Raw genomic sequence first — 12,881 nt, 5'->3', positions numbered from 1 at the left:
TTTTTTTAAAAGTTAATCGCAACGTTGAACATATATTTTTTTGAAGACGGGTACGGGGTGACGTCTACGCCGGTAAAAATGGTACTACCGCCAAAATTGGACACTTCGGGATCATAACCGTTGTAGTCGAATATATTGATCAGGTTTGAACCTGAAAGTCCGAATTTTATACTTTCTATCGTATCACCAAAAACATTGGGAAGCACTTTGCTATCCAAAGTATAATACAGTCCGATTTCACGCAATCGCAGATAGGAAGCATCCTGAACAAAAACTTCGGCATTCGCATTGGGCCTAAATTTTCCGTTCACCGTTTCTCCCGCGGGATCCAAGGTAAGATCATCATAATCAGCACTGGTTCCGTTCAAATCTGATAGCAAGTTGGTCAAGTTGATGTTATCGCCCCCCTGTTTCCATTGCCATAAAAAAGTGAGTTGCAGGTTTTTGTAGCTTAGGTTATTATTGTATCCTATCTGAAAATCGGCTTCCCCATCACCTATCACCCTGAGCCCATCGGGATATGACCCTACAATTTGGGTAGCACTCTTACCTTCTTCGAGTCTATAGCTTCCTAGCCCGGCCCCAAAAGCACCCGTATTATATGCAGGCACGTTCAGTTCCGTAATTTCCGAGGTGTTCTTAAAGAAATTGACCCCTAAATCCCACTGAAAATTTTCGGTGGCGATAGGGACGGCGTTCAAGGATAACTCTATCCCTTTATTTTGAAGGCTTCCCGCGTTGACAAATTGTTGGGTATATCCTGTTGAAGGCTCTAAGGAAGCCAATAAGATCAGGTCATCCACCGTTTTAGTATAGTAGGTTGCCGTGAGTCCCAAACGCCCGCCGAAGAAGCTAAGATCCGTACCGAATTCCAGTTCTTTTTGTCTTTCGGATTTCAGATTGCTATTTCCCCGTATTCCCCGTAAACTGATTCCTAATATGCCATCCGTGGAAAAGGAATTATAAGAAGTAAACAATGCACCCGATTGCGGGAAATTGCCTGCCTCACCATAAGCGACGCGCAGCTTAAATTGGTTCCAAGCCGAATCCTCCTTCCAAAAACCGAACTCGTTCAGGCTTACCGCCAAAGAAGCCTTGGGATAATAGGCGAGCTTATTGGCATCGCCATTGTTCGAAGATTTATCCCCTCGCAGACCAATGGTAGCGATAAGCTTGTCTTGAAAATTGACTTCCTCCTGTACGAAAAACCCGGCATCCTCTTGTTGCACGCGGGTTTGGTCTACCCCGGTATTTGCCGCTTGGTCAACATTGGTTTCCGACGCCACTAAACCTGTGGCCGTTATCAAATCTGTATTTCGCTCGAAAAACTCATTGGTCAGTCCCGCTTGGGTTCTAAAATTGATATTGTTTTCTGTAAAATAGTTATGCACCAAAAAAGCGGAAAGATTATAGTTTTTATTGATGGTCTCACCTTGCACCGATACCCCGTTACGGCCACCGTTAGAAGGTTTTTGAAATTGTAGCTCTTTAGGGAATATCGCCCGTGTCTGTAGTTGATAAAAATCGAGACCTCCACGTAATATCAATTCTAAGTTCGATTTTTCGGCTTTGTAAATATCGAGGTTTGCTGTGCCCCCCATGATCGCCCGGTTGATTTTTTCGTTGTTCGTGACCAAATCGCGGGTCTGCAGAATATTGGAGGCACCCAAAGCGTAATCGGTGTAGATACCATCTGCGTTAGGGAAGAGATTATACCATGGATAGGTCGAGACCAAAGCCACACCGATGCTCGTACCGGTATTATCGTTATTATAAAAACCCCTGTTGGACGAGGAATAAATATAGTTGGAACTTAGCGAGAGTTTTAAAAAATCGGTAGCCCTATGTTCTAAATTCAAGCGTAACGAAGTTTTCTCGTATCCTGTGCCCTTAACGATTCCATTTTCATTGTTGTGGGTTATCCCCGAAAAAAATCTTGTTTTCTCGTCTCCGCCGCTCATGCTGAAACTGGTGATACTTATCAGTCCCTTTTCACCGAAAATTTCTTTTTCGTAATCGACAAGGTTGCCGGAGCTCCTTGCTTGTGAAAACAGCGCAACCTGAGCATTGGCGGCATCACGGGAGGATTGATCTTCTCCGGGATCATCGCTCGGAGAGTAGAAGAAGTCAAACACCTTATCTTCGGTATAGTTCCTCAACCCATAAAGATTAATGGCCTGTGTAAAACCAGTGGATTGTGAAAATTTGAACTGGGTCTCGCCAGCTTTCCCCTTTTTTGTGGTAATAATAACCACACCTGCGGCAGCCCGTGACCCATATATAGCAGCTGCGGAGGCTCCTTTTAAAATCTCAATATTGGCGATATCTTCCGGATTGATGTCAGCAATCCGGTTCGACGGGTTATCTTGATTCGAATCGCTTCCCTGTCCAGCTGCTTCGGAAACCACATTGAGCCCTGCCGGAATCGAGGAGTTGTCGATATACACTCCGTCGATGATGTAGAGGGGCTGTGTGTTGCCCGTTATGGAAGTCGCGCCACGCAACTTTACGGAAATTCCTCCGCCCGGAGCACCGGAATTGGAGTTGACGATGGCACCGGCAAATTTACCGTAAAGTGCCCCATCTAAAGTAGAGGGAGGGGTTCTACCGGTTAGTTCTTCGGCTGAAACCGAAGCTACGGCATTGGCCGAGTTCGATCTTTTCACCGAAGTCGCCAGGCCCGTAACCACCACCTCATCAAGACCTGTTGCTGATTCCTCCAAGATAACATCTTTAGCGGTAGCAGACGTAACTTCTACTTCTTTTTCAGCATATCCCAATGATGAAAAAACCAAGATTACGGGAAAATCGTTTACGGTAATCTCATAATTCCCATCAAAATCGGTAGTTGTACCCACCGTTGTACCTTTTACCACCACGTTTACGGCCGGCAATGGCAGCCCATCGACAGAAGCCGTTACGTTTCCGGTAATCGTCCCCTGTGCCATCAACACTCCGGGCAGCGTGAAAAAAAGTACCAAAAACACCCTTTTGAATAAAGTTTGTCTCATTTTCATACGTTTTGAATTAGTTATTTCAAGAGCCAATTTACACAAGAATTATGACAAATGTAAAATTAATGTTAAATCTAAGCGTTTTATGAATTCTTGAAACGTTGGGTGTCGAACAAAAGGATGCTCTTATTTTTTCGCCAATACCGTCCTAACTTCTTACATTTGCTCTTTCAAAAAATAGTGATGGACATGTATAGAACCCATAGTTGCGGACAGCTACGCGAATCGGATATCAACGAAAAAGTGACCCTTTCGGGATGGGTGCAAAAAACACGGGATAAAGGCTTTGTCATATGGATCGACCTTCGTGATCGGTATGGCATCACTCAATTAGTACTTGATGAGGATAGAACGGCATCTAAACTTTTGAAGCTGGCCCGCGAACTTGGTCGCGAATTTGTAGTTCAGGTAAAAGGAGAAGTTATCGAAAGGGCATCTAAAAATCCGAATATCCCGACCGGAAATATCGAGGTTCTAGTGGAAGAGCTTGTGGTACTGAATCCTTCTAAAACCCCGCCGTTCACCATCGAAAACGAAACGGACGGTGGCGAAGACCTGCGGATGAAATACCGGTATCTCGACATCCGTAGAAATCCTGTAAAAAACAACCTCATCTTCCGTAGCAAAGTGACTATGGAAGTCCGTAAATATCTTTCCGACCAAGGTTTTATCGAGGTGGAGACCCCCTATTTAATTAAATCCACACCCGAAGGCGCCCGTGATTTTGTGGTGCCCAGCCGTATGAACGAAGGGCAGTTTTATGCGCTTCCGCAATCGCCACAGACTTTTAAGCAATTGCTGATGGTCGGTGGCCTGGACAAGTATTTCCAAATCGTAAAATGTTTTAGGGACGAAGACCTGCGGGCCGATCGCCAGCCCGAGTTTACCCAGATCGACTGCGAAATGGCCTTTGTGGAGCAGGAAGATATTCTCAACGCCTTCGAAGGATTGACCAAGCATCTGCTCAAGCAAATAAATGGGGTCGACATATCGGCTTTCCCTAGAATCTCCTATGATGACGCCATGCGTATTTATGGAAACGACAAACCGGACATCCGCTTCGGGATGGAATTCGGTGAACTGAACCCCATCGCCCAGCATAAGAATTTTACCGTGTTCAATTCTGCCGAACTGGTCGTTGGTATTGCGGTACCAGGGGCGGGCGACTATTCCCGAAAGGAAATCGATGCCTTGGTCGAATGGGTAAAACGGCCGCAAATTGGGGCCAAAGGCATGGTCTACGTTAAATATAATAAAGATGGAAGCTTTAAATCTTCCGTCGATAAATTCTATGATCAAGAAGATCTGGCCAAATGGGCAGCGGCTACCGAGGCCCAAAAAGGGGACTTGATATGCGTACTTTCAGGGGACGCGCACAAAACGCGCACCCAACTCAGCGCGCTACGTATGGAGATGGCGAGGCGTTTGCAGCTACGAAAACCGGACGAGTTCGCCCCGCTGTGGGTAACCGATTTCCCGCTCTTGGAACTTGATGAAGAAACTGGACATTATCACGCCATGCACCACCCGTTTACCTCCCCAAAACCAGGGCAACTCGAATTGCTGGAAACCAATCCGGGGGCCGTCAGGGCAAATGCCTACGACCTCGTGCTGAACGGAAACGAAATCGGCGGAGGCTCCATACGAATACACGACAAAGAGGTGCAGAGCACCATGTTGCGACATTTGGGCTTCACCCCCGAAGAGGCCAAAGCCCAGTTCGGCTTTCTAATGGACGCTTTTCAATATGGCGCCCCGCCCCACGGTGGCATCGCATTCGGTCTCGACCGGCTGGTAGCGATTTTGGGGGGCCAAGAAACCATTCGCGACTTTATCGCTTTTCCTAAAAACAACAACGGCCGTGATGTGATGATCGATGCGCCGGCGCCCATCGATAACGCGCAGTTGAAGGAGTTGGGATTGAAGTTGGACGTTTAATTCCCTTCGGCAATCCTTTGTCAATTTTTGATAATGAACAACTATGCCCACTCGAACAAAAAAGATTTTTAAACGTTTGCTGGTCTGGCGGGCGAAGCATATTTCCCAGACGCGTTTCTTATACCTGCTCAGCATTTTGGTGGGCTTCACCTCGGGAGTGGGCGCAGTAATCCTCAAAAACCTGACCCACTTTTTCCAGCATTTACTGGAAGGCAACCTGGTGAAATATTACCACAATGCCTTTTATTTCGTTTTCCCCGTTATCGGTTTGGGACTGGTCTATCTTATTATTAAATATGTCATCCGCCACAAAGTCAACCACGGGATCCCCTCTACACTTTTCGCCATCTCGAAACATAAGGGCATCATGCGCAAGTACCAGATGTTCGGCTCTATATTAACGGCTCCGCTAACGGTCGGTTTCGGGGGTTCCGTCGGGCTTGAAGGACCCGTAGTGGCAACGGGAGCGGCTATTAGCTCGAACATTTCGCGGATGTTCCACATGAACCAGTCTACCCGAAATCTATTGATCGGCTGTGCGGCGGCGGGGGCTATGTCGTCGATATTCAAGGCGCCCATTGCGGCCATTATCTTTGCCATCGAGGTCTTTAGCCTCGACCTGACCATCGCCTCCCTATTGCCGCTGTTGTTGGCCTCCCTTTCGGCGATAATTACCTCCTATTTTTTCTTCGGGAACGATGTATTGCTTCCCTTCACGATTGAAGACCGTTTCGTTTTAGGGGATGTGCCTTTCTATGCCATTCTGGGCGTGTTCGCCGGGTTGACCTCCATCTATTTTACCGAAGTATATGACCGCATCCAAAAAATATTCGATAGGATGGATTCCCCCGTCAAACGCCTAATGTTCGGCGGTATTGGTATCGGCATACTGGTCTATTTGGTGCCCCCGTTATACGGCGAGGGGTATGAGGTGATGAACAGCCTTATCGAGGGGCATCCCGAAAAAGTACTGGAAAACAATATTTTTCACTTGGATGTTACCAATGTTTGGTCCGTGGTCATCCTATTGGTCGGCCTTGTCCTGTTCAAGATCGTCGCTAGCGCCTTGACCTTCGGGGCTGGCGGTGTGGGCGGTATTTTCGCCCCTACCCTTTTTATGGGAAGTATTATGGGCAGCTGTATCGCCAAGATTATCAACAATATCGGCCTGTTGAAAACTCCGATTTCGGAGAGTAATTTTACCTTGGTGGGCATGGCTGGAGTGATGGCGGGCGTACTCCACGCCCCATTGACAGCGATATTTTTGATTGCGGAGGTCACTGGAGGCTATGATCTTTTTATTCCGCTGATGATTACCTCGACCATTTCCTTTTCCATTACTAAATACGTCCACCCGCATTCCGTGTATAATATGGAATTGGGTAGAAAAGGGGATCTTATCACCCACGATAAAGATCATGCCGTACTGACCTTGATGGATATAGACAAGGTCATCGAAAACCACTTTATTACCATCCATCCCGAAATGAACCTTGGAGAGATGGTACACGATGCCGTGGTAAAATCGAGCAGAAACATCTTTCCGGTCATTGATGAAAAGGATGGCAGTCTTTTGGGCATTGTTCTGCTCGACGATATTCGCTCCATCATGTTCGACCCATCCTTATATAAGGAAGTATTGGTGCAAGACGTGATGCATACCCCGCCGGATACTATTGAGCTTGCCAAAGACAAGATGACCGATATTATGGAGAAATTCCAGACCAGCGGCGCTTGGAACCTTCCGGTATTAAAAAATGGACGGTATGTGGGCTTTATCACCAAATCGAAACTATTGACGGTATATCGGAGAAAATTGATCGATTTTACACGGTAAGAAAAAATGGACGCATCCGAATCCCATTAATCGATTTTTATTTTTCCTGTCTTCCGGGAAGCAGGTTTTCTTTAATTTTGAAGGCTATGAAATATCTTATAATTGTATTGGTCTTGGCGTCGCTCGGTGCCATCGGCTACGGTTTTTCCATTCAGGAAGAGCAACTGGCACTTTCCCATAAATACATCGGTTTTGGTACGGTGGGGCTTTTTTTGGTCGCCATGCCGCTTTTCCTAATTCACTATTCCCGAGGAAAAAAAATGAAGGATTATATGCTTAATGAGGAAAACATTCATAAAATGCGGAATTGGGAGAAGCAAAAGGATGGGAAAAAATAGTTCCCTAGCGCACCACATGCAAGATATGCCCGAACCGGTGTTGATTTGCAAGGCTCGAGCGGGTCGACCCTAATAACTCTGAAACGCACGGGCGGACCTACAAGCAGCTCGCTAATGCGAGTATGACTTGCAGCTACTTTTTTCTGCCCTCAATGTCATTTAGCTGTATCAAAGGTTGGAAGACCTCAATTCAAATTCCGCCTTTCGATAAAAAACCGCTTTAAAAGCGCACTAGCCTCGTTTTCTAAAATTCCACCTAAAATCTCGGTCTTCGGATGCAGTTTAGTGCCCATAACCCCGCAACCCCCTTGCGGATCAACCGCCGCATAGACTATTCTAGAAATCTGGCTCCAATTTAAGGCTCCGGCACACATCTGGCAGGGTTCAAGCGTTACGTAAAGCGTACAATTTTGAAGGTATTTACCTCCTAAATAGTTTGCAGCCGCGGTAATCGCCTGCATCTCGGCGTGGGCGGTTACATCGTTCAACTGTTCGGTAAGGTTATGGGCTCTGGCGATGATGCGGTCTTGTACGACAATGACGGCGCCGATCGGAACCTCGCCTTTTTCAAAAGCGGCTTCGGCCTCTTGCAGCGCTTTTTTCATGAAGTAGGTGTCATCATAGGGGAGAATCATGCTGCTATTTTGATTGACAATAGTATGGAATATTGTTTTGAGACACAAAAAACCCGCCATTAAAGTAGCGGGTCCATCGAAAAATTATTCTTCTTTATCCTAGTACTATTCCCGGACTCCCTATTCCAATTATCGATGAACTATTTCTTGAGTGCCATCCATGGCATTTAAAAGGCAATATTCTTATACAACGGAATCTTAGGACCAACATACACATCGGCATTCGTGCTCTTGTCAGACATCATATTGGTCATGATCAATCCACAACCTAGAGTGAAAGGGCCCAGCCTCATCCCTAGTCCCCATGGGCCAGGTCGCCGTATTGACGTAGTCGTAGTGGGGAATAGACGCTGAACCACTTCAATTCAAAGCGCGGAGCGACGGTTAGGCTATTAATTATAGAACTCGTGTGTGATTTCGCGAATAGGCCAAAGTAACCTAATGAAAAGGTTAGAAAAGACGTCACTTGAAACAAAGACGTTTAGCTTTTAAAGGCTGATACATGAAGGTTATAGTTTGGTAAATACCTCACGTAAATGGTTAAAATAGTCTGCAGAGGTTGAACGTGGACCATAGACCATAAGTACATAACACCATAACAATGTTGTGAATCGACAAAAAATCGATTTGAAGCTTTGAAAAATGCTAGCTTTGTGGCTTCAATTTCCTTGGCGTGCATAAAACGATACTGGCACAAATCGATTCTCCTAAAGCGCTTCGCCGGCTAAAAACCGGCGACCTACCTGATCTCGCCTTAGAACTCCGCGATTTCATCATCGATATCGTGTCCACGAAAGAGGGCCATTTGGGTGCCAGTCTTGGCGTGGTAGAACTCACCATTGCCATCCATTACATATTCGATACCCCCAACGACAAACTCATCTGGGATGTGGGTCACCAAGCGTATGGACATAAAATACTGACCGGTAGAAAATCGATTTTCGACACTAACCGCCAATTGGGCGGTATCAGCGGTTTTCCCAAGCGTAGCGAAAGTGAATATGACGCTTTCGGAACGGGACACAGCTCGACATCAATTTCGGCCATTTTGGGGATGGCCATCGCGTCAGGTATAAAGGGAGATACAGAAAGGCAGCATATCGCGGTCATCGGCGATGCTTCCATCGCCAGTGGAATGGCCTTCGAGGCCCTCAATCATCTCGGTTCTACGAAAGCCAATGTTTTGGTCATACTCAACGATAACGCCATCGGGATAGACCCGAGTGTCGGGGCCCTGAAAAAATACTTGACCAACGTTAAAAAAGGTACGGCCAAGGAAGAGAATATTTTTGAGTGCCTCAACCTCAACTATACCGGTCCTGTAGATGGGCATGATCTCCCCCTTCTACTTAAAGAACTTGAGCGTCTGAAATCGGTCAAAGGCCCGAAGCTCTTGCATGTGATCACCACCAAGGGAAAGGGACTTCAAAGCGCTGAGGATGATCAGGTAGTCTACCACGCCCCGGGAAAATTTAACAAATCTACAGGCGAACTGCAGGCAAAAACCGATACCGACCAGCCTGCTAAATATCAGGATGTCTTTGGCCATACTCTCGTGGAACTCGCAGAAAAAAACAAGAAAATAACGGGAATCACTCCGGCTATGCCCACGGGAAGCTCTCTAAAATACATGATGGCCAAGATGCCCGACCGGGCGTTCGACGTGGGCATTGCAGAACAGCACGCCGTTACCTTGGCTGCTGGGATGGCCGCCGAAGGCTTAATGCCTTTTTGCACCATTTATTCCACCTTTCTACAGCGCGCCTACGACCAGGTAATCCATGACGTAGCACTGCAAAATCTGCCGGTCATTTTCTGTTTGGATCGCGCTGGTATTGTCGGCCAAGACGGGGCTACGCATCACGGGGTTTATGACATGGCCTATTTGCGATGTATTCCCAACTTGGTCATTTTTGCGCCGATGAACGAGACCGAGCTCCGCAATATCATGTATACCGCACAATTGGGATTGTCACATCCTATTGCCATCCGGTATCCCCGGGGCCAAGGGGTTCAAGTGCATTGGAAATCCCCTTTTGATAGAATTGAGATCGGAAGTTCAAGGGAACTCCGAAAGGGTTCGAAAATCGCCATCCTATCCATAGGACATATCGGTAATACGGTAGCGGAGGTTATCGAGGAATTCAGCAACGATCAAATCGGCCATTATGATATGCGTTTTGTTAAACCTTTGGACAAAAAAAACCTATATACTATCTTCGAAAATTACGAATATGTGCTTTCCATTGAAGATGGTTGTAAAGCCGGTGGTTTTGGAAGTGCGGTCCTTGAGTTTGCCAATGAAACCGCACATGCCAATAAACTGGTCATCATGGGCATCGACGACCTATTTTTAGAACACGGTACCGTGCAAGAATTGCACCGCTTGGCCAAAATCGATGCGGCATCCCTAAAAACCAGGATAAAAATTCTGCTTGATTCATAACATCGAACTGATTTGCAACGTTTAATTGTATTCGCCAAATCCAAATATCAAAATCCATATGACAAGCCGCTGGATAGTAATCAAGGTATTTTTAGCCTTCCTTTTTATTTTTTGCTTCTCAGTTCTCCCTGCCCAGGACAGGGATTCACTTCCACAGCAGCGGGCGGTAGATACGGTCTCCATCGACACTACCATAGTCAGTACCGTGGTCATCCGTAGGGTACAGAAAAAAATGGATTTCGTTCCCCGTAGTGTCGAATTGATGAACCCGGTGATATCGTTCCGGCAGACCAAAGCGCTGGAAGACGAACCGAACCGTTTCCGCGTACCGTCGTTTTGGACGAACGTCAACAAATTAGGTATTAATTTTAGCGAAGTGGCCTTTGTCAACTGGAACGCCGGCGGCAACAATTCGGCCTCGGCATTGGGTAATGCCCGTTTCGAGCGCAACTATAAATTCCGTTATACCCGGTGGGACAATTATATGGACCTGCGCTATGGTCTGAACCTGCAAGAGGGACAAAAACTGCGCAAAACGGACGACGCCATTCGCCTAAGTTCGACCTTCGGCTTTCAAAGGGATACGATAAGCAACTGGTACTACTCCGCCAAGGCGAATTTTAACACGCAATTTTCGAACGGGTACAAATATCCGGATCGAGAAACGCCCATTTCCAGATTTATGTCGCCGGGCTATTCGTTTTTAGGGGCAGGTATCTCCTACATTACCAAAGATCAAAAATTAAACCTCTATCTCTCCCCGATTACCCAAAAATCGACCTATGTACTCGATGAGGATTTGGCGAACAAGGGCGCTTTTGGCGTACAAAGAGCCATTCTCGATGTAAATGGCAATGTCATCGTACCAGGCGAAAAGGTATTTCTTGAATTCGGTATCCTTGTCACCAATACCTGGGAAACCGAAATATACAACAATGTGCTGCTCAACCACCGTCTGAGTCTTTACACCGACTATTTACGCGGGTTCGGCAACATAGACGTCGATTGGGAGCTAAATATCGACCTAAAGGTCAACAAATATATGATTACCACAATTGGTACCCACATCGTTTTCGACGACAACGTGCTTTTCAATGAAGAAGTCAACGCGCAGGGTGTGGTCGTGAACCCGGGTAAGACACGCGTACAGTTCAAGCAGTTGTTGGGAGTCGGGGTTTCATATGCGTTCTAAAGCGATTTCCCCATAATCTTATTGTGTATATGCACTGCCGCACGATCTGAAAGACTGGCCACGTAACAACAGGCATTTAAAAGTATAGTATAAATCGTTGTCTCGGTATCTCTATAGAGCTCCGGTAAGGTCTGTAACATCAGCATATCATAGTTCGAGGCTTTATGACCTTTCTTTCGGATGAGAGCATTGGTATATACCTCGAGGATATCCGAAATAATTCGGTAGCCCGCAATCTCTTTCTCGATTACTTCAGGTGAGCGGTATATTTTATCTACGCTAAGGGCAATAATATCCTTTACTTGGGCCTGATAACGACTTTGATCTAAAAGGGAAGTTGTGAAGGTACCGTTCAGTATTTTATCTTCGTTTGTATCAAAAATTGAAACGACATCTATGATTAGGGTATTGATTGCTAAGGCACGCAGGTAGCTCAATCGATCTTCTTGATAGGCCAAGGAATTATACTTTTTGGTATTTATAGTGTTCTGAACCAATTTAATTAGATATTCCAAGGCATAATCTTCAGATATAAGTCCAAGGTTAATGCCATCTTCAAAATCGATAATGGTATAACAGATGTCGTCGGCCGCCTCCACAAGATAGGTCAATGGGTGCCGTGCGTATGAAAATTCCGCACTATTAGTCCTGGAAAGCAGACCCAGCACTTCCGCCACTTCCTTGAAAGCTTTTTGTCCGGATTGAAAAAAGCCAAATTTTTTATCCGCGATATGGGATGTCGGTCTCTTGGGAAGTGATTCCTTTGGATATTTCATAAAAGCTCCCAATGTGGCGTAGCTCAATCGTAAACCCCCTTCTACACCTTCCCTTGACTCCGTCAATAATCGGAATCCATTGGCGTTGCCCTCGAAATCAATCAGGTCTTGATACTCGATTTCGGAAAGAACCGATCGATATTTTTTACCCTTGCCATTCTCGAAGTATTCCCCGATGGCCTTCTCCCCACTATGTCCGAAGGGAGGATTGCCGATATCGTGTGCCAAGGCCGCTGCTGCAACTATGGCACCGAAATCGTTGAAGCGATAGCCCAAAGTGTCGTGTAAATGTGGATGTTTTTCAAGAATCCTTTTTCCCGCAATCCTTCCCAAACTGCGGCCAACCACCGAAACTTCCAGGCTGTGGGTCAATCGGGTATGTACAAAATCTGTCTTGGAGAGGGGAATTACTTGCGTTTTATCCTGCAAACTTCGAAATGCGGCCGAAAAGATGATCCGGTCATAATCCACATCGAATCCTAAGCGGGTATCATCCTGTTCTTTTCGAAGGCGTTTGTTGGTGTCGCCGTAACGTTTTAGAGATAGTAGCGCTGACCAGTTCATATCACTTCTGCTATTTGGATGGTGCAAGATACCTTTTACTGCTGTTTTTACAGAATGGCAACGCAATTTAGTAGACTTTGCTCATTTTGCCGATTTTTTTTGTTTGTATATTGCGCTTAATTTAACAATATCTAAGCGTTA

8 protein-coding genes are annotated in these 12,881 nt (G+C 46.1%); 5 read left to right on the top strand and 3 right to left on the bottom strand.

Going from position 1 to position 12,881, the window contains the following annotated elements:
• Nucleotides 1-5: 5 nt before the first annotated feature.
• Nucleotides 6-3,011 (bottom strand): SusC/RagA family TonB-linked outer membrane protein, encoded by a 3,006-nt coding sequence (locus tag BLT07_RS03170; protein WP_091865748.1) that lies wholly within the window; start codon nt 3,009-3,011, stop codon nt 6-8.
• Nucleotides 3,012-3,203: 192 nt separating this feature from the next.
• Between BLT07_RS03170 and aspS the strand changes: the two genes are divergently transcribed.
• The 3 genes from aspS (at nt 3,204) to BLT07_RS03155 (ending at nt 7,127) form a co-directional block, all read left to right on the top strand.
• A complete protein-coding gene (gene aspS, locus BLT07_RS03165; protein WP_091866451.1) occupies nt 3,204-4,952 on the top strand; it encodes an aspartate--tRNA ligase in 1,749 nt (582 codons plus the stop codon).
• A gap of 43 nt (nt 4,953-4,995) precedes the next feature.
• On the top strand, nt 4,996-6,789 hold the full coding sequence (locus BLT07_RS03160; RefSeq protein ID WP_091865746.1) for a chloride channel protein: 1,794 nt from the start codon (nt 4,996-4,998) through the stop codon (nt 6,787-6,789).
• Between the two features lie 86 nt (nt 6,790-6,875).
• The gene (locus BLT07_RS03155; RefSeq protein ID WP_091865744.1) at nt 6,876-7,127 is read left to right on the top strand and encodes a hypothetical protein; all 252 of its coding nucleotides are present in this window, start codon (nt 6,876-6,878) and stop codon (nt 7,125-7,127) included.
• Nucleotides 7,128-7,312: 185 nt separating this feature from the next.
• Here the strand turns inward: BLT07_RS03155 and BLT07_RS03150 are convergent, their stop codons facing one another.
• Nucleotides 7,313-7,762 carry a nucleoside deaminase gene (locus tag BLT07_RS03150; protein ID WP_091865742.1) on the bottom strand — a complete coding sequence of 150 codons (450 nt, stop codon included), beginning with the start codon at nt 7,760-7,762 and terminating at the stop codon, nt 7,313-7,315.
• Nucleotides 7,763-8,435: 673 nt separating this feature from the next.
• On the opposite strand from BLT07_RS03150, the gene BLT07_RS03145 reads away from it, so the two are divergent.
• Together BLT07_RS03145 and BLT07_RS03140 are read left to right on the top strand one after the other, a co-directional pair.
• Nucleotides 8,436-10,208: a 1-deoxy-D-xylulose-5-phosphate synthase gene (locus BLT07_RS03145; protein ID WP_091865740.1), complete on the top strand. Its 1,773-nt coding sequence runs from the start codon at nt 8,436-8,438 to the stop codon at nt 10,206-10,208.
• 58 nt (nt 10,209-10,266) lie between these two features.
• Nucleotides 10,267-11,400, top strand: a complete 1,134-nt coding sequence (locus tag BLT07_RS03140; protein ID WP_091865738.1) for a DUF3078 domain-containing protein — start codon at nt 10,267-10,269, stop codon at nt 11,398-11,400.
• On the opposite strand, the gene dgt is transcribed toward BLT07_RS03140, so the two are convergent.
• Nucleotides 11,397-12,740: a dGTP triphosphohydrolase gene (gene dgt / locus BLT07_RS03135; RefSeq protein ID WP_091865736.1), complete on the bottom strand. Its 1,344-nt coding sequence runs from the start codon at nt 12,738-12,740 to the stop codon at nt 11,397-11,399. The genes BLT07_RS03140 and dgt overlap by 4 nt on opposite strands.
• Between the last annotated feature and the right edge of the window lie 141 nt (nt 12,741-12,881).

The organism is Pricia antarctica (assembly GCF_900101815.1).
Taxonomy (GTDB): Bacteria; Bacteroidota; Bacteroidia; order Flavobacteriales; family Flavobacteriaceae; genus Pricia; species Pricia antarctica.
The sequence above is the reverse complement of the archived record's forward strand: the minus strand, read 5'-3'. Positions and strand labels throughout refer to the sequence as shown.